The 16324-nt window shown below is 66.5% G+C and carries 18 protein-coding genes; 10 read left to right on the top strand and 8 right to left on the bottom strand.

All coding sequences use genetic code 11. From position 1 onward, the window contains the following. Positions 1-54 precede the first annotated feature (54 nt). From ACOIX3_RS39300 to ACOIX3_RS39285, 4 genes are read right to left on the bottom strand one after another with little or no spacing between them, the layout of a single operon-like run. The gene (locus ACOIX3_RS39300) at positions 55-1290 is read right to left on the bottom strand and encodes an MFS transporter (protein WP_420967357.1); all 1236 of its coding nucleotides are present in this window, start codon (positions 1288-1290) and stop codon (positions 55-57) included. Beyond that, complete coding sequence (locus ACOIX3_RS39295; protein WP_146988596.1) at positions 1287-1616, bottom strand: hypothetical protein; 330 nt, start codon at positions 1614-1616, stop codon at positions 1287-1289. Before ACOIX3_RS39295 ends, ACOIX3_RS39300 begins: the two co-directional genes overlap by 4 nt. Next, positions 1603-2178 (bottom strand): isochorismatase family protein, encoded by a 576-nt coding sequence (locus tag ACOIX3_RS39290; protein WP_420967356.1) that lies wholly within the window; start codon positions 2176-2178, stop codon positions 1603-1605. Before ACOIX3_RS39290 ends, ACOIX3_RS39295 begins: the two co-directional genes overlap by 14 nt. Before the next feature lie 40 nt (positions 2179-2218). After that, positions 2219-2671, bottom strand: coding sequence for a MarR family winged helix-turn-helix transcriptional regulator (locus ACOIX3_RS39285; protein ID WP_420967355.1), 453 nt, complete (start codon positions 2669-2671; stop codon positions 2219-2221). A 250-nt stretch (positions 2672-2921) separates the two neighbouring features. On the opposite strand from ACOIX3_RS39285, the gene ACOIX3_RS39280 reads away from it, so the two are divergent. Next, positions 2922-3875 (top strand): alginate lyase family protein, encoded by a 954-nt coding sequence (locus ACOIX3_RS39280; RefSeq protein WP_420967354.1) that lies wholly within the window; start codon positions 2922-2924, stop codon positions 3873-3875. A 38-nt stretch (positions 3876-3913) separates the two neighbouring features. Here the strand turns inward: ACOIX3_RS39280 and ACOIX3_RS39275 are convergent, their stop codons facing one another. Beyond that, the gene (locus ACOIX3_RS39275; RefSeq protein WP_420967353.1) at positions 3914-4195 is read right to left on the bottom strand and encodes a hypothetical protein; all 282 of its coding nucleotides are present in this window, start codon (positions 4193-4195) and stop codon (positions 3914-3916) included. 272 nt (positions 4196-4467) lie between these two features. Between ACOIX3_RS39275 and ACOIX3_RS39270 the strand changes: the two genes are divergently transcribed. The 8 genes from ACOIX3_RS39270 (at position 4468) to ACOIX3_RS39235 (ending at position 10319) form a co-directional block, all read left to right on the top strand. Continuing rightward, complete coding sequence (locus tag ACOIX3_RS39270; protein WP_420967352.1) at positions 4468-5538, top strand: histidine kinase; 1071 nt, start codon at positions 4468-4470, stop codon at positions 5536-5538. A 46-nt stretch (positions 5539-5584) separates the two neighbouring features. Further along, positions 5585-6241, top strand: coding sequence for a response regulator transcription factor (locus tag ACOIX3_RS39265; protein WP_050406118.1), 657 nt, complete (start codon positions 5585-5587; stop codon positions 6239-6241). 159 nt (positions 6242-6400) lie between these two features. Beyond that, on the top strand, positions 6401-6763 hold the full coding sequence (locus ACOIX3_RS39260) for a hypothetical protein (protein ID WP_420967351.1): 363 nt from the start codon (positions 6401-6403) through the stop codon (positions 6761-6763). Between the two features lies 1 nt (position 6764). Further along, positions 6765-8516 (top strand): OmpA family protein, encoded by a 1752-nt coding sequence (locus ACOIX3_RS39255; RefSeq protein WP_420967350.1) that lies wholly within the window; start codon positions 6765-6767, stop codon positions 8514-8516. Next, positions 8516-9016 (top strand): Rab family GTPase, encoded by a 501-nt coding sequence (locus tag ACOIX3_RS39250; RefSeq protein WP_298368275.1) that lies wholly within the window; start codon positions 8516-8518, stop codon positions 9014-9016. Before ACOIX3_RS39255 ends, ACOIX3_RS39250 begins: the two co-directional genes overlap by 1 nt. Before the next feature lie 281 nt (positions 9017-9297). Continuing rightward, positions 9298-9708 (top strand): DUF3597 domain-containing protein, encoded by a 411-nt coding sequence (locus ACOIX3_RS39245; protein ID WP_420967349.1) that lies wholly within the window; start codon positions 9298-9300, stop codon positions 9706-9708. Positions 9709-9784: 76 nt separating this feature from the next. Continuing rightward, on the top strand, positions 9785-10063 hold the full coding sequence (locus ACOIX3_RS39240) for a hypothetical protein (protein ID WP_420967348.1): 279 nt from the start codon (positions 9785-9787) through the stop codon (positions 10061-10063). A gap of 79 nt (positions 10064-10142) precedes the next feature. Beyond that, positions 10143-10319 (top strand): hypothetical protein, encoded by a 177-nt coding sequence (locus ACOIX3_RS39235; protein WP_420967347.1) that lies wholly within the window; start codon positions 10143-10145, stop codon positions 10317-10319. Between the two features lie 58 nt (positions 10320-10377). Here the strand turns inward: ACOIX3_RS39235 and ACOIX3_RS39230 are convergent, their stop codons facing one another. The 3 genes from ACOIX3_RS39230 to ACOIX3_RS39220 form a co-directional block, all read right to left on the bottom strand. Beyond that, complete coding sequence (locus ACOIX3_RS39230; RefSeq protein WP_420967346.1) at positions 10378-12501, bottom strand: Ig-like domain repeat protein; 2124 nt, start codon at positions 12499-12501, stop codon at positions 10378-10380. A 281-nt stretch (positions 12502-12782) separates the two neighbouring features. Then, positions 12783-13601, bottom strand: coding sequence for a class I SAM-dependent methyltransferase (locus ACOIX3_RS39225; RefSeq protein WP_420967345.1), 819 nt, complete (start codon positions 13599-13601; stop codon positions 12783-12785). Next, the gene (locus ACOIX3_RS39220; protein ID WP_420967344.1) at positions 13588-14052 is read right to left on the bottom strand and encodes an Rrf2 family transcriptional regulator; all 465 of its coding nucleotides are present in this window, start codon (positions 14050-14052) and stop codon (positions 13588-13590) included. The genes ACOIX3_RS39225 and ACOIX3_RS39220 overlap by 14 nt, the downstream gene beginning before the upstream one ends. Before the next feature lie 152 nt (positions 14053-14204). Between ACOIX3_RS39220 and ACOIX3_RS39215 the strand changes: the two genes are divergently transcribed. Further along, positions 14205-16292 (top strand): tetratricopeptide repeat protein, encoded by a 2088-nt coding sequence (locus tag ACOIX3_RS39215; protein ID WP_420971905.1) that lies wholly within the window; start codon positions 14205-14207, stop codon positions 16290-16292. Positions 16293-16324: the final 32 nt, after the last annotated feature.

The following is a 16324-nucleotide window of genomic DNA, read 5'->3' as shown; positions in this document are numbered from 1 at the left end:
ACAATGGATTGCTTCGCTTCGCTCGCAATGACGGGGATGGACCCGCGCGACCGCTCACGCCGCCGGGGGCAGGCTGCCATGGCCGGCTTCGGCGTTTGTTCGCGACAGCATGCCGAGGGCAACGAGTGCGGCGGCAAAGCCGGCGGCGGCGCCGACCCCGAGTGCCCAGCGCGGGCCGAGGTGATCGGCGACCCAGCCGACGATCGGTGCGCCGATCGGCGTGCCGCCGAGCGCCACGCCGAGCCGCAGCGCCATCACGCGCCCGCGCATCGCGGGCTCGGTCGCGAGCTGCATCAGCGCGTTCGAGGTGTTGGCGACGGTCAGCGCGGCGACGCCGATCACGACGAGCGCGGCAGCGAACAGCCAATAGTTCGGCGCCAGGGCGGCAAGCGTGCAGCCGAGGCCAAAGATCGCTGATCCCAGCATCAGGGACGAGAACCGCGGCTGGTCGCGGCTCGCGGCGAGCAGCGCGCCTGACATCGTGCCGAGCGCCATCACCGACGACAGCAGCCCGAAGCCGCGTGCATCGGTGTGGAACACGCCGACCGCCATGGTGGAGATGAAGATCGGAAAGTTCAGTCCGAAGGTCCCGATCAGGAACAGCATGATCAAGGTCGCCCGGAGATCCGGGCGGGACCAGACATAGTGAAAACCCTGCATGACGCTGCCCTTGGTGGGATGGGCCCGCGCGTTCGGGCGCAGCTCAGAGGTGCGCAGCAGGGTCAGCGAGGTCAGCACCGCTAGGAACGAAGCGCCGTTGAACAGGAACGCCCAGCCGGTGCCGACGGAGGCGATGATGAGACCGGCGACGGCCGGGCCGATCATGCGCGCGGCATTGAACGAGGTCGAGTTCAGCGCGATCGCGTTCGACAGGTTGGTGTCGCTGACCAGCTCGGCCACGAAGGTCTGGCGCACCGGCGCGTCGAGCGCTGCAGCGCAGCCGAACAGGAACGCGAACACATAGACGTGCCAGAGTTGCACAAGTCCGGTTACGGTGAGAATTCCAAGCGCCAGCGCGAGTGCGCCCATCGTCGCCTGGGTCGCGATCAGCAGCTTGCGCTGGTTGAAATGATCGGCGGCAAAGCCGCTCCACGGCATTAATAATAGTTGTGGCCCGAATTGCAGCGCCATCACGATGCCGACGGCGGATGCGCTATGCTGCGTCAGCTGGGTGAGAACGAGCCAGTCCTGGGCGGCGCGCTGCATCCAGGTGCCGATGTTGGATACCAGCGCGCCGGCCGCCCAGACCCGGTAGTTGAAGCTTGCGAGCGATCGAAAGACGCGTCTCATGTTCGCTGAGGATCATTCCCGCCGTGAAACCGTCCGAACCGCCGCGCCAGGAACAGGCCGATCAGCAGGCCGCCGAGACCGAGCGCTGCGACGTCGCTTGTGGTTCTCAGGCCGAAGTCGCCGACGCGGCAGACCAGGAGATATCCGACGGCGAGGTTGAAGAAGCCCCACACGATGTTGACGGTCGATGACGACAGGCCCTCGCCCGGCGGCTTGGCGAACGGGCTCTGGAACGGTTCGCCCATCATGCCGGCGACGACGTGGGGGATCGCGTTGGTGAGGAAGGCGCCGCCGAAGAAATAGGCGACGAGGTCAAGCCAGTTCATGCGCATTGGTCCTTTCAAGCAGATCGATGATCGCTTGCGTCGAGCCGGTTTCGCCTAGCCGCGGGAACACCTGTTCGATGCTGTAGTCATGTGCGTTCGGCCGCGCATCGGTCATGGCGTCGACCGCAAGCGTGACGTTGAAGCCGGCCTCATAGGCCTGCCGTGCCGTGGATTCGACGCCGGTGCCGGTCGCAACGCCGGCGACCACGACCTGCGTGACGCCGCGGGCGCGCAGCCGCTTCTCGATATCGGTGCTGGCGAACGCACCCCACGTCCGCTTGGTCACGACGATGTCGCCGGGCTGCCGATCGAGCTCCGGAATCAAGTCGGTCCAGCCATCGGGAAATTGTCCATTGTGGCGCGGCCGCTCGGTTCGTCCCGGTGCCGTGCCGTCGACATTGACCAGCACGATCGGCAATCCACGCCGTCGAAACGCATCGATGAGGGCGCAGGCGCGCGCCACGACGTCACCGAACGGACGCACGAACGGCGCGCCGACAAGCCCTGATTGCAGGTCGACGACAATGAGGGCGGTGATCGGATCGAGCGTCGTCAGAGCCATGATCGTCTCCTTTCTCGCGATTGGCGCGGCGCGGCCGGCATCAATCCGCGACCAGCCGTTTCAGCAAGCCGACGGCGGCGGCGAGTTCATCCTGTTCCCGCGCCGATAGCCGCGCGGCGATGGTGCGGGACAGCCAGTCCTGCCGCGCGGCGCGGCCGGTGCGCAGCCGCTCGCGGCAGGTATCGGTGAGCGACATGATGGTCTGGCGGCCGTCGTCCGGATCGGGCGCGCCGCGGACCAGGCCCGCGGACTCGAGCGCCGCTATCGCCGAGCTCATCGACTGCGGACGCATGCCTTCTGACCGCGCCAGGCTGGACACGGTCGCGGGGCCGTCCTTTTCGAGGCGCAGCAGGACCGCGACCTGGGACGGCGGAAGATCCTCGCGCTGGCCCTGCTCACGCAGCCGGCGCTTCAGCGTTCCGAACAACAAACGAAGATCCTCGGCGAGCGCCGATGTGCGCGCTGATCCGGTACGGGCTGCTGAATTGTTCATGCCGCTCATCCTGGCATATATGAAGGTAAACTGTAAAGGTTATCTTCGCAGATTACCTTCATATTCCCGTGATCGTCAGCGCGTGACAGAGCATTGTTGGACGATGCTTCAAAATCTGAACCGCAGCTGAACTCGGTTCTTATACGCATCACATTAGATTTGGTTGTCATGTCGCGCGCGTTTGTCGATGACTGCGTCGGCGCTCACGACGCGGCGTCTCGTCCCGCGGTGGCTCGCGGAGTTGTTTGGAATGAAGTTTGATCTTCGTTTAACGGCGATCGGCGGATCGATCGTCCTTGCTTGCCTCGCGCAGCCGGCCGCGGCCCGGACCTGCGAGGCGCCACCGGCGCTGACATCGGTCGATCCGCCCGGCTTCTACCGGGATGCAGGCGGGTACGCGGAAGCGATCAAGCCGCTGCATGCATTCATTGCTGAGGTCAACAAGGCCGCCGACGTACGCGATCTGGATTGCGTCATGGACTTGCTCGCAGGCTGGGCCAGCGGAAGTGCGCTGCTGACAACAGGCGCGAATTATCAGGGTGATTTCGAACGCTCCTGGGCCGGGACCGATTTCGCGCTGGCGTTGCTGCGCTTCCCTGGCGCGTCCATCAAGGCCGATCATCGATTCCAGCAAATCAAGCCGTGGCTGATCCGGATTGCCGAGGAGACGCGTGATGCCGATCGCATCAACCACCTCGACAACAATCTGGTCTATTGGGCCGGGCTCGATCTGATGTCGATCGGCACCCTGACGGATAGCAGTGACCTGATCGATGCCGGCATTTCCCGGGCGCGCCAGGGCATCAGGGACATCGGCGCCCACGGCGAATTGGAACGCGAGTTGAAGCGTGGCGAACGCGCGCTGCACTACCACAATTTTGCGCTGATCCCGCTGGTGTTCTGCGCCGAGCTCGCCAGCCGCCGGAAGATCGACCTCTATGCGGAGAACAACGGAGCGATCCGTCGGCTCGCCGACCTGATCGTTCGCGCGGTGCAGGACGAGCGCAGCTTCGGCGCTTTCACCAACGTTCCGCAGCAGCTTTTCCCCTGGACGTTTCAGGGAGACCTTGCCTGGATGGAGCCGTATTACGCCCGGTTTCACGATCCGCGCTTGCCGCCAATTCTCAGCTCGAGAAGGCCTCTCAACAATCCGCGGCTCGGCGGCAACGTGACGGTGGCCTGGGGCGCCCCCCTGCCGGACTAGGCGTCGGTCGGAGGTGCGCAGGACCCCGATGACGCGTGCTATTCGCTCTCGCTGGTGACCGACGCCGCGTACATGTCCCGTGCGCGCCGGGTCACGGCCGCATAGCGCGCGGTCGCACTGAGGCTCATCAGGCCGGCGCGCACCAGTCCGAGGATGGCGCGGCGCGAGTGGAACGGCCCGGTCTTGCTCGCGGCATATCCGCGCGGGTAGAGCTGCAGGCGGCCGGCGAGCGCTTCCTGCAACGCCAGCTTCTGGGTCGCGCTCAGGCGCCGGCGCCGCGTAGGCTTTTCCGCTTCCGCCAACATGAGCTCGATACCCAACGATTTCCGTGGCGCGGCCTTCATTGTCAGCTCACACTCCGGCCGACTGGCGCGACCTTCCGCGAGGCGCGGCGCCCGGCCGGCATCGCCATGGACGCCGGCATGTGGCACATCATGGCTTGCGCTGTTGCTCATTCGTAAGACAGAACCGCATTTCGAGCGGCAGCGACATCTGACGAAAGTCAGGATCAGTTGTGACGAAAGTCATATTCGTTTGCGGCCGCTGCGGGCTTACGCCAGAGTGGGCTGCTCGCTGAGTTGATGGGCAACGCATGATCGATCTGAGCGCGGATTTGCTTGCGGCCGCAGGAGCCGACGTCATCGGTCTCGCCGTCATCGGTGCCGACCGAAGCATGCAGCGGAAGATCGGGCGGCTGGTCGAATGGCTTCCCGCGATCGGCGTCGATTGTTGCGAATGCATGCTGCTGGTCGGCATGGAGGCCGAGCTGGCGGCGCTTGCCGGAGGCCAGCGGGACATGATCGCGCTGGCCGGTGTCCGCGGTGCCTCGCCTGACATCGCGCAGCCGATGACGGCGGTCGTGCTGTGGAATCACGCGCAGTCGCATTACTTCGTCATCGCCATGCCGGACTTCGCGGGACGTCAGGTCGAAACGCTGCTCGGCAGCGAGCGCCGGGCCCGCCGCCTGATGGAGCAGCAGCTCGAGGCGGCCAGCGCGGAAGTGCGCTTTGCCTCGCTGGCGCGGACGCGGCTGCGGCTGGCGCGCGACCTGCACGATACGCTGGTGCATTCGATCGTGGCGCTGCTGACCCAGATCCGGCTGATCAGACATTATCTTTCGGCCGACCCGGCGCGTGTGGCGGACAGCCTTGCGACAGCCGAAGACGCCGCAGCGAGCGGCCTCTCGCGTGCCCGCGAGGCCATCGATCGCCTGCGCACGCCCGACGATTTGAAGCTCGATCCCGATGTCGAGGGACTGCTCAGCGACTTCGCCGCGCGCAGCGGCGTCAGGGTGTCGATCCAGATCGACGAAGAGGCGCGTCCCGGCTTGCGCGATTGCGGCTTGACGGTTCAACGCATCCTCAGCGAGGCATTGCGCAACGTTCAGGCACATGCGAAGGCACGCCGTGTCTCGTTTCACGCCTTCGAAGCGCCGGCCGCGGTCGGTCGCAAGCTCGTTGTCGAGATCCGCGACGACGGCCGCGGCTTCGATCTCGCGGTGCCTACTCCCGGACATTTCGGATTGATCGGGATGACCGAATTTGCTGAACTCGTCGGCGGAAGCTGCGCGGTGGAGAGCGCGCCCGGACAGGGAACGCTGGTCCGGATATCGCTCCCCGTGGCGGCGCCGCCGGCAGCGTCTGCCGGCCTGCTGGCCGATTGATGTCGTTGCCGCGCATTCAAGACCTTCGAGAGGATAACGGAAGCCCGTGAGCAGAATTGAGAAGGTGCGGGTGCTGATCGCCGAGGATCAGACCCTGATCAGGGAAGGTATCGCCACACTGCTTGCCCAGCAGAACGACGATTTCGAGATCCTTCCCGGCGCGTCCGACGGCGAGCAGGCCATCGAATTCGCGCGGCGCTATCGGCCCGACGTCATCCTGATGGACCTGCAGATGCCGCGTGTCGATGGCATCGCGGCGACCCAGCGGATCCTGCGCGAGCTGCCGCAGACCCATATCGTCGTGCTGACGACGTTCGAGACCAACGACCTGATCTTCGAGGCGGTCAGCGCCGGCGCCAAGGCGTATCTCCTGAAGGACGCCAGGATGGAGGAGATCGCTTCGACCATCCGCGCGGTGATCAACGGCCAGTCCGGGCTGTCGCCCAGCGTCGCCGCGCGCATCCTCGACGAGTTCAAGCGGCTGCGCGGCCCGCGCGTCTCGGCGAAGCTGCCGGTTCGCGACGGGCTGACGGCGCGGGAGAATGAAATTCTCACGCTGATCGTCGAGGGCAAGAGCAATACCGAGATCGGTGAACGGCTGCATTTGGCCGAGGGCACGGTGAAGAACTATGTCAGCACCATCCTGGAGAAATGCCAGGTCAAGAACCGTACGGAACTGGCAATAAAGGCAATAACTTACTAGAAATAACTGCCCCCAATCGCACACCACGCGGTTGATCCGGCTGAGATTGCTCGCCTTTCTCTGGGCCGCGCCGACAAAATTGGCTATAGGTTTGTTTCGGATTTGCTTTTTGACACGGCAGGTCCGGATTGCGCGGCTTTGACTAAACAGGGAATGACCATGAAGGGTATCGAGCGCCAGACCAAGGATAGCGATGGACTGGCAAACGCGGCGGCCGGCAACGGCGCGGATTCGGCGGCGCCTAGCATGGCGGCGATCGATCAGGTCCGCGATCTCCTGTTCGGCGGCGCGCAACGCTCGATTGAGACCAATCTCTCGGGTCTGCGCGAGGAGATGCAGGCCTCGCTGAAGCAGATGCAGGCCGACTTCACCAACGAGCTCACCGCGCTGCAGGCGCGGCTCTCCGACCTCGAACGCGATACCGAGCAGAAGCGCCTCGACTCGCTGAAGGATGTCGGTGCGGCCATCACCCAGCTCGGCGCTGCGATCAGCGGATTGGGATCCGGCCGCACGGGCAAATAGCATGGCAGCTGCTGCCGGCCAGAACCGCGAGATCGAGCAGCTCAGGACATTGCTGTTTCAGCCCGAGGCGACGCGTCTGACGTCGCTGGAGGCCGATCTCGACTCGCTGCAGCGCTATGTCGGCAACGCCGATCGCCTGGAGACGGCCACCGCCGGCATTCTGGTCGAGGCGCTCGAGCGCGCCGAGGTCAACCGGCCGCGCGAGCTCGCCACAGCGATCGCGCCGGTCGTGGTCTCCGCGATCCGCAGCGAGATCAAGAATTCGCGCGAGCAGATGATCGAGGCGCTCTATCCGATCGTCGGCCGGCTGGTCAGCGCCGCGGTCGCGAACGCGTTCCGGGAACTGGTTGCCTCGCTCGAGCAGCGCATCAATGCGCTGACCTCGGCGCAATTGTGGGTCGGGCGGGTCAAGTCGCTGGTGACGGGACGTCCGATCAGCGAGTTCGTGCTCGCCGACAGTCCGCCGCAGATCAACCGGCTCCTGATCATCGAACGCGGCAATGGCCGCCTGATCGCCGACTGGAAGCGCGAGGCGGCCGTCGACGAGCGCGCCGACCTGCTCAGCGCCATGGTCGCGGCGATCCTCGAATTCTCCGTGCAGGCGCTGGCCGGCGAAGGCAATCTGCAGACGCTCGATTTCGGCGGTCGGCAGCTCGCGCTGCGCGCCTCGCCCCGCTTCATCCTGGCGGCGGAGTGCCTGGGGCCGCTGCGCCCCGCCGACAACGCCAGGATCAATTCGCTGTTCTTCGATGCGATCGAGCGCATCGACCGCGGCGCGGATTGCGACGGGCCGATGCTCGCCTCGCTCGCAACCGCGATCGAGACCGACGACACGCCGCGGCGGATCGCGAGCCGGCGCGGCAAGGTGATCCTGTTTGCCGTGCTCGCCGCTGTGGCCGCGCTATTGCTTTATTTTGCCGCGACCACGGTGACGCGCGCGCTGCTGGAGCGGCGTACCCATGCCGCGCTGGAGCAGCTCGCCGCGAAGCAGCCCCTGCTGGCCACGTTCCCGCTGCGGCTCGACTTCGATCACGGCAGCCGAAGCTTGGCCGTCTCGGGCATCGAGCCGAGCCAGTTGGAGACGGCGCCGTTGATCGACGCGCTCGCTGCGGCCGCGGCGCCGTACAAGGTGGTCGACCGCATCGGACTGGTGTCCACGCCGGAGCAGGCGGCGGCATCGCAGGCCGGCATCGCGGGCCTGCAGCAGAGCCTGACGCGGCTGCAGGCGAGCCTCGACCAGATGCGCGAGGCGATGGGCGCGCAGGCGAAGTCGGGCGACCAGAAATATGCCGCTCTCGCCGCGCAATATGACAAGCTCGGCGAGCAATACGCGAAGTTGAGCGAGCAAGCTGCGAAGCTGCAATCCGTCGCCGACGGTCCGGCGGCGCGGCTCGACCGCTTCATCGCCTCGACCGCGATCTTCTTCGTCAACAATTCAGACGAATTCCTCGACAACGACCAGGCCGAGCAGCAGCTGCACGAGCTCGCCGGGCTGCTGACGAACAATGATCTCAGGCTGCGGATCGTCGGCTACGCCGATCAGAGCGGCACCGAAGGCACCAACAAGACGCTGGGGCGCAAGCGGGCGGAGCAGGTGCAGCGCAAGCTGACCGCGCTCGGGGTCGATCCGTCGCGGCTGATCCTGGTTTCGCGCGCCGCGACGATGCCGATCACCGACCGGCTCGATGCGACCGCCGGCGGCAACCGCCGTGTGGCGTTCGAGACGGTCTACCGAGGCGAAGTGGCCCGCTGATGCTCACCGCAAAAGTCATGCTGCTCGGCGATATGGGGGTCGGCAAGACCTCGATCCTCTATCGGCTGATCTACAACCGGTTCGAGGGCCAGTACAAATCGACGCTGGGCGTCGAGATCCTGAGCCATGACGTGGTGCCGGCAGATGGCAGCGATCCGATGCGCCTCGTGCTCTGGGACACCGACGGCGATTTCGGTACGCAGATTTTCGACACCGTCTATGTCACCGGTGCATCGGCGGCAATCATCGTGTCCGATGTCACGCGGCCGCAGACGGTGACTCGCATGGTCGAGCTGGTCCGCGGTTTCGAGGAGCGCTTCCCGGGCCGGCCCTACCGGGCGCTGCTCAACAAGATCGACCTGCCGGAGGCTGCCGGCAGCGCCGGCGCGATTGCCGAGCTCGCCAAGTCGAGCGTCAAGCCGGTCAGCGCCAAGACCGGCGTCGGCATTGCCGAATGCTTTGTCGAGCTCGCGCAGACCATTCGCCGCCGTCAGCTCTAGTTCACATAACTTCGCGCAGGTTTGTGTCAGCCGTCCCGACTTCTCGGGGCTGGCGAATCGGGCCGGGACGGCTGACTTCATCGCACGTGGGGCGTACGATGAAACGCGCGCGACGTGCGGCGCAGGACCGCACGATTCTCTCCCCGACTGCACCACGCCGTCCCACACTCCGATAGTGACGATGGTCATCTTCCACTCGGCCAATGGCCTGCCTATCGTCCACCCGTCACTGGAACCAGTCACGGGACCAACGGTGTCCCGGGCGCACGGAGTGAGAGATCATGAGCATTTTTGGAAGCATCATGGGTGCAATCTTCGGCCACGGTGCCCAGGCCAAGACAGCTGAGACCACGACGGCTGCACCCGGCGCCGCACCGGCATCGACGTCAACGTCTGCATCTGCATCGCCGGCACCCGGCACATCCGCGGCGCAGACGGTCGACGTCGCGGCGATCGTCGACAAGGCGGCGGCTGCCACCGGCGAGAAGCTCGACTGGCGCACCTCGATCGTCGACCTGATGAAGGCGCTCGGGCTCGACAGCAGCCTTGCTGCGCGCAAGGAGCTCGCCAAGGAGCTGCACTACACCGGCGATACCAACAACACCGCCACCATGAATGTCTGGCTGCATCAGCAGGTGATGGCCAAGCTCGCCGCCAATGGCGGCAAGCTGCCGGCCGACATCAAGACCTGATCACCGCCTTGAGCCGTGCGCGACGGTCGCGTCCGCACGGCTCCGAACCATGTGTATTGCGTGAGGAGCAGTTGTGATGACCTCATCTCATCTTGCCATCCTGAACAGGCCGCGGACCGGCGTCGTTGCCGCCTCGATCGGCGCGGGCCTCGCCGCATTGGCGCTGGGCATCACCATCGCCGTCGCGCACGCCGATAACGCCGGCGACGAGCCGCAGCCGGCGAACGTGAGTGCAGGTGTGCAGCGCGCCGCGCAGACCCTGCCGCCGGCGCGGGTCATCCTGCCGGCACTGTGGGAGCAGGCGGCGCCTGCGCAGCCGGTCGCAACATCAGCGAAGCCGGCAGACCACAAGTAATCTTCGCGCCTTCGTTGCGGACGGCGATCCGCATTTGCGTCACGGTCGCTGCGAATGCGCTCAGCTCTGGAGCCTCGCAATGCCAGGACAGGTCAAGCTGCCCCGAAAATTGTCTCAGGAGCCCGGCGGTCCGCCGTCACTGCGGCCGAGCCACCGGCGGGTCATCGAGGACCTCGACCGCTGGGCCAACAGCCCCGGCCTGCAGCCGCCGAGTGACGGAGAAAAGCAAGCCGACGACAAGCGCCAGCGCAAGTAAGCGTGCCGCTGATGGACCCGCATCGCCGAGAATGCGGGCTCTGGGGCGCCGTCTTCAATCAGTTGAACGGCACGCGCGCCCTGGCCGAGAACGTCCAGAGCCGTGCCGTGCCGCCGAGCCCGCCATACTCCGCGCCGAGGCCGAGCATCATGCCGCCCGCGAGCCTGGCGTTCAGCCCGCCGGTGACGCGGGCCGACCAGCCCTCCAGCACCAGCGTCGGGTTGATCGGGATGCCGCTCACGGAAAGTGCCGCGGCGTCGTCCCTGCTGAAATAGTAGTCGCCATAGACGCCGAGATAGGGCGAGACCACGGCGGCGTCGGTCGTTGCCAGCGGATAGCTCAGCTTGACGCCGCCGGATGCGCGGCCGGTGACGAAGTCACGCGCCGTCTGCAGCGTGCCGAGCGTGTCGACATAGGCGTTCTCATGCTCCCACAGCGTGTAGAGGCGCGCGGACGGCTCGATCAGCAGGCTGCTCATCCTGTAGCTGCCGGTGAGCCCGGTCGCGAACATCCAGCGGTCGCCGTTGAAATTGCCCTGTGCCGTTCCGGCGACGCCGTTGTAGCCGATCTGCGAGAAGGTCACGGCGGCGTCGTAGCGCAGCGCCGGCGTGATCATCCAGCCGAGATAGGTCCCTGCGGTCCAGCCGTCGCCGGTGAGCTTTCCGTTGATGTCCTGGGCTGTGTAGTTGAACGTCTCATAGCCGGCGACGGCACCGAGCAGGAGGTTGGGCAGCGCCCGGTAGGTCAGTCCCATCAGGGCATTGAGCTGGCTGCCATAGATCGATGAGCCTGTTGTGCCGACGCCCGGCGAGGTCGGCGACGACCAGCGGTCGATGCCGCTGCCCCTGACGTCGATCCAGAACAGCCAGTCGCGCGCCTCGCGGTAGGCTTTGGGCTTCGCCTTGGTCGGCATCTGCTGATCGATCGCCGCGAACGCATTGTCGATCCGCGAACTGCCGCCGCTGCGTCCGGGTGCGCCGGAAGTGCGATCCGGCGCATAAGCACTGCGATTCCCCGCCGCATCGGCCTGCGCCACGCCGTCTGACGGATCGGCCGCGAAGTTGAAGCGCATGCCGGCGCCGCTCGGCGTCATGAAGCTGCCGCCTTCGCTGAACCCTTCCGAGATCGCGTTGTCGATCGCACCCGAGATCGCCTGGCCGGAGCTCTGCGCCACCAGCTTGGTGATGTCGATCTGCAATGCCCGCAGCTTCACGCTGTCGGTCGGGACATTCACACTCTGCGCCAGCGCCGGCGAGGTGCTGGCATTGAACGCGCCGCTGCCGGCATAGCTCGCCGTGATGGTGTGGCTGCCGACCTTGAGGGTCGCGATCGCGAAGCTCGCCGCGCCTGCCGCGAGCGTCGCGGTGCCGATCGGCGATCCATTGTCGCTGAAGGTCACTGTGCCGGTCGGCGTTCCTGCTGGGGCGGTGACGTTCGCCGTGAAGGTCACCGATTGGCCCAAACTGCTCGGATTCTGCGACGAGGTCAGCGTGGTCTGGGTCGTCGTTGCTGCTGCGAAGGTGAAGCGGTCCGCCGCTGATGTCGCCGATGTCCCGGCTGCCGTCGTCACCGTGATATCGACCGTTCCCGTTCCCGCCGGCGACGTCGCCGCGATCTGGGTGCTGGAATTGACGGTGAAGCCGGTTGCAGGGGTTGCGCCGAACGTGACGGCGGTCGCGGCGGTGAAAGCTGCCCCTGTTATGATGACCGTCGTTCCGCCGCTGGTCGGGCCTGTGGTCGGCGAGATCGACGTCACCGTCGGCGCGGATGCCACGTAGGTGTACCGATCCACGGGAGACGCGAATGACGTCCCGGACGGGTTGGTGACGGTGACATCGACCGTGCCGGTCCCTGCCGGCGCGATGGCGGTGATCTGCTCGTTCGAATCGATCGTGAAGCTCGTTGCACTGGTGGCGCCGAAGTGCACGGCGGTGGCGGTGTTGAAGCTGCCGCCCGCGATGACAACGGTGGTGCCGCCCGCCGCGGGCCCCGTCGTCGGGGAGATCGAGACCACCGCCGGTGGCGAGCTAGCCGCGGCGACCTGGCTGAACAGTGCGGCGGCGATCAGGGCGAGGCCGCATCCGGTGCGTCGAGCGATCGCCGTCAGTCTGGTGCAGAAGTCGGGTGCAAGACGCGAGGCGGCGGAGCGGAAACGAGTCCGCGAGAAATTTGCGATCGGCAACAAGGAAACCCCCGTCGCGCCGGCCCCGCTGCGGAATCGGCGCACATTCAAAAAATACGGGTTTGTTGTAATACGCGGCTCGCGCGGCACGCCGCGGAATCTCCGTACGCATTGGCTTTTGTAACGCGGCGTTGCTGGGCTGCTACGTCATTGCACGATTTGAGAAGCCGTTAGCGCACGATATTGCTGCGAGCAGGCCGTCATTCGCATTCAGCGCACGCAAAGTGGGTCGTTGATAACGCACCCGTCTCATGTGGCGATGGCTGCCGGATTCGCGGCGGCTACGGCCGCAGCGCCGTCGCGACCAGCGCTGTCGAGGGAATCATGAAGGTGTCACCGACCCGCCCGCGCTCAATCTCGCTCCGGAAGGCCCGCGCAACCGCGGCGCTCTGGTCCGCATCGAGCCCGCTCCAATGCGGCATGAACTCGAACAGTTTGTCGACGTCGGCAGGATTGGCGACATTGAGCTTGAAGTCGTGGGTGATCTCGACGATCGCCGGGTCGGCGAAGCCGGCCGCGCCGACCGCCGCAGCGAGGCGGCCGGGATCGGCCAGCTCGGCGAGGCCCGTGCACGGCATCGGCGTGACGTTATCGGGGTAGAGCCGCCGGATGATCTGCGAGAGCAAGAGATACACGGCGGCGCCGTCGGCGCTCTTCCAGACCGCAATCGCCGCCGATCCGCCCGGCCGCGTCACCCGCGCCATCTCGCGCAGTCCGGCGCGCCAGTCCGGAAACAGCATCACGCCGAACACCGACACCGCCACATCGAAGGCAGCATCCGGCAGATCGAGCGCCTGGCCGTCCATCTGCCGTGCCGCGATATTCGCCACATCATGCGCGCGGACCCGTGCCACCATGCCCGCCGAAAAGTCGATCGCGGTGACGTCAGCGCCCCTGCGCGCGGCCGCAAGCGCCGCGGCACCGGTACCGGTGGCGACGTCGAGCACCTTCGATGACGGGCCGATCGGGAGCATCGCGACCGCGGCCTCGGCGAAGTGTGTCGTGAACGGCTGCGACTGCGCCTCGTAGGTCGCGACCATCTTGTCCCAGTGCGCGGGGTCGTTGAACGGAAGCGGCTTCGCCTGGTCATTTGGCTGCATGAATCTGGTCCTCGAGACTTTGCTTGTGTTTGGCAAGCCGGCGCTTGAAATCCTTCGCGAGCGCGTCGAGCGTCACCGCGCCGAGCCGCTTCAGGAAGATCGCCTCGACCTCGCGAAACGTGTCTGACAACGCGTCGTTGACGGCCTGTTCGACCAGGCAGCCGGGATTTTCCGAGCGATGGCCCATCGCGACGATCGTGGGCGCGCCGACCGCGCGATAGATGTCGGCGAGCGTGATGTCGGCGGGTTCGCGCGCCAGCGTCCAGCCGCCGCCATGGCCCTTCTCGGAGCGGACCAGGCCTTGCTCGCGCAGGCCCGCCATCACGCGGCGCACGACCACCGGGTTGGTGGCCATCGCCTGTGCAAGTTGCTCCGACGTGACCGGTTCGCCCGCTCCGATCATGTGGAGCAGGCCGTGCAGGACACCGGATAGACGGCTATCGCGTATCATGTAACTTCATATGTTACATGATGGGATGGACGTCAAGAGGGGGATAGCGGACGCTGAACTTCGCGTGCCGGATTTGGCGGCGCCGCCCGTTTAATTCCCATCGGGTCTTGAGAGGCGGGGGCGGTATCGTGGGCAGTGTGGCTGTTGATCGGATGTTGCTGGATGCGGTGGCGCACTATGGCGCGGGCCGCGCGATGGAGGCCGGCACGCTGTGCGGCGATATCCTCACCGCCGATCCGGACCATATTCCGGCGCTGCATCTGTCCGCCGTCATCGCCTTCGTGACCGATCGCGCCGCGGAGGGCGCGGTGCTGCTGAACCGGGTGTTCAGCCTCGATCCGCATCATGGACCTGCGTTCGCCACGCTCGGCGATGCGCTCGCCGTGAAGGGCGAGCACGAGGGTGCGGTGGCGGCGTTCCAGCGCGGCGTCACACTGCGGCCGAAGGATGCCGGCCTGCACATCAAGCTTGGCGTTGCGCTGTGCGAGCTGTCGCGCTTCGACGACGCCGAGGCGGCGTTTCGCCGCGCGATCGCACTCGATGGCGGCCTGACGCGGGCGCGGTTCAACCTCGCGGTTGCGCTGGCCGGGCAGCAGCGGCCGGTCGAGGCCGAGCAGGCCTATCGCGAGGTGATCGCGCGTGATCCGGCCTATCGCGGTGTCTGGCTCAACCTCGGCAATGCGTTGACCGATCAGAAGAAGCACGACGCCGCCGCCACCGCCTATCGCCGCGGGCTCGGCGCGGATCCCGATCATTCCGGCCTGCATAGCGGCCTTGGCGCGGCGCTCTACCGGCTGGGCCGGCTCGAGGACGCAGTCCTGCACTATCGCCGCGCGATCGCGCTCGATTCCGGCAATCTGGCGCCGCGGCGTCTGCTGGCCATGGTGCTGCACGAACTGGGCGAGCGCGAGGAGGCGGTCCGCATCTATCGGCAGGTCTCGGCCCGCGATCCGTCCGATCACGTCATCCTCAACAATCTCGGCGCCTGCCTGTTCGAGCTCGGACAGGTCGACGACGCCATCGCCTGCGCCGAGCTGGTGCTGGCGCTCAAGCCGGACTATGCCGCCGCGCACACCAATCTTGGGATCATCTTCGAGGCGCAGAATCTGGTCGAGGCGGCGGTCGCCGCGCATCGGCGGGCCATTGAGCTCGAACCCAATTACGCCAAGGGCCACGCCAATCTTGCGGTCGCGCTGCGCAATGCCGGCGAGATCGATGCGGCGCTGGTGGCCTCGCGCCGGGCCATCGCGCTCGATCCCGAACAGCCGCTGGCGCATTACAACCACGCGCATTTCCTCCTGATGAACGGCGAGTTCGAGGAGGGTTTTGAGGAGTATCAGTGGCGCCGCAAGACCAAGATGCTCAGCGAAGGCGATCCTGTGTTCGACGAGCCGGAATGGCAGGGTGAGCCGCTGGCGGGACGCACGCTGCTCTTGTTTGCCGAATACGGGCTCGGCGACGCCATCAATTTCGTCCGCTATGTGCCGATGCTGGCGGGCAGCGGCGGCCGGATCATTCTGCAGGTGCAGCCGGCGCTGGTCTCGCTGCTACGGCCGATGCTGCCGGATGTCGCGGTGTTCGCCCGCGGCGAGCCATTGCCGCCGTTCGACCTGCAACTGCCGCTGCTGAGCCTGCCGCGGATCTTCCGCACCACGGTCGAGACCATCCCCGCCGCCGTGTCCTATCTGCAGGCGGACGCCGTTAAGCTCGCACGCTGGCGCGAGGCGCTCGCCAGCGTGTCCGCGTTGAAGGTCGGCGTGGTCTGGGCCGGCAATGCCAGGCACAAGGGCGACCGCCAGCGCTCGCTGCCGGCAGACGCCGTGCTGCCGCGGCTGGTCACACCTGGCGTGCAGCTCTACAGCCTGCAGAAGAAGCCGCGGCCGGACGATGCCCCGGTGCTGCGGCGTCTCGGTGCTGACGTCGTCGATCTCGCACCGACGCTCGGCGATTTTGCCGACACCGCCGCGGCCGTCTGCGCGCTCGATCTCGTCATCGCCGTCGACACCTCGGTGGCGCATCTTGCCGGCGCGCTCGGCCGCCCGGTCTGGATGCTGTGCCCCTATGCGCTCGACTGGCGCTGGCTGCGCGACCGCGCCGACACGCCCTGGTATCCGACCATGCGGCTGTTCCGCCAGGACAGACCGCAGGCCTGGGAGGGCGTGCTGACGCGGATGGCCGACGAGCTTGCACGCGTCGCGCGAGGGGCGCGGGACCTGCTGCTGCCACAGGCGACGAAGTGATCGGCTAGCCGCGCTGTCTGCTGCCTTGGCAG

Source organism: Bradyrhizobium sp. B120, assembly GCF_049075665.1.
GTDB lineage: Bacteria > Pseudomonadota > Alphaproteobacteria > Rhizobiales > Xanthobacteraceae > Bradyrhizobium.
The sequence above is the reverse complement of the archived record's forward strand: the minus strand, read 5'-3'. Positions and strand labels throughout refer to the sequence as shown.

Bases quoted from the DNA above. Each gene is read 5' to 3' on its own strand.
- ACOIX3_RS39260 (WP_420967351.1), top strand. From the start codon at position 6,401: ATGAAGGGTATCGAGCGCCAGACCAAGGATAGCGATGGACTGGCAAAC.
- ACOIX3_RS39295 (WP_146988596.1), bottom strand. From the start codon at position 1,616: ATGAACTGGCTTGACCTCGTCGCCTATTTCTTCGGCGGCGCCTTCCTC.
- ACOIX3_RS39240 (WP_420967348.1), top strand. From the start codon at position 9,785: ATGACCTCATCTCATCTTGCCATCCTGAACAGGCCGCGGACCGGCGTC.
- ACOIX3_RS39255 (WP_420967350.1), top strand. From the start codon at position 6,765: ATGGCAGCTGCTGCCGGCCAGAACCGCGAGATCGAGCAGCTCAGGACA.
- ACOIX3_RS39250 (WP_298368275.1), top strand. From the start codon at position 8,516: ATGCTCACCGCAAAAGTCATGCTGCTCGGCGATATGGGGGTCGGCAAG.
- ACOIX3_RS39220 (WP_420967344.1), bottom strand. From the start codon at position 14,052: ATGATACGCGATAGCCGTCTATCCGGTGTCCTGCACGGCCTGCTCCAC.
- ACOIX3_RS39215 (WP_420971905.1), top strand. From the start codon at position 14,205: ATGTTGCTGGATGCGGTGGCGCACTATGGCGCGGGCCGCGCGATGGAG.
- ACOIX3_RS39245 (WP_420967349.1), top strand. From the start codon at position 9,298: ATGAGCATTTTTGGAAGCATCATGGGTGCAATCTTCGGCCACGGTGCC.
- ACOIX3_RS39300 (WP_420967357.1), bottom strand. From the start codon at position 1,290: ATGAGACGCGTCTTTCGATCGCTCGCAAGCTTCAACTACCGGGTCTGG.
- ACOIX3_RS39280 (WP_420967354.1), top strand. From the start codon at position 2,922: ATGAAGTTTGATCTTCGTTTAACGGCGATCGGCGGATCGATCGTCCTT.
- ACOIX3_RS39290 (WP_420967356.1), bottom strand. From the start codon at position 2,178: ATGGCTCTGACGACGCTCGATCCGATCACCGCCCTCATTGTCGTCGAC.
- ACOIX3_RS39225 (WP_420967345.1), bottom strand. From the start codon at position 13,601: ATGCAGCCAAATGACCAGGCGAAGCCGCTTCCGTTCAACGACCCCGCG.
- ACOIX3_RS39270 (WP_420967352.1), top strand. From the start codon at position 4,468: ATGATCGATCTGAGCGCGGATTTGCTTGCGGCCGCAGGAGCCGACGTC.
- ACOIX3_RS39285 (WP_420967355.1), bottom strand. From the start codon at position 2,671: ATGAACAATTCAGCAGCCCGTACCGGATCAGCGCGCACATCGGCGCTC.
- ACOIX3_RS39235 (WP_420967347.1), top strand. From the start codon at position 10,143: ATGCCAGGACAGGTCAAGCTGCCCCGAAAATTGTCTCAGGAGCCCGGC.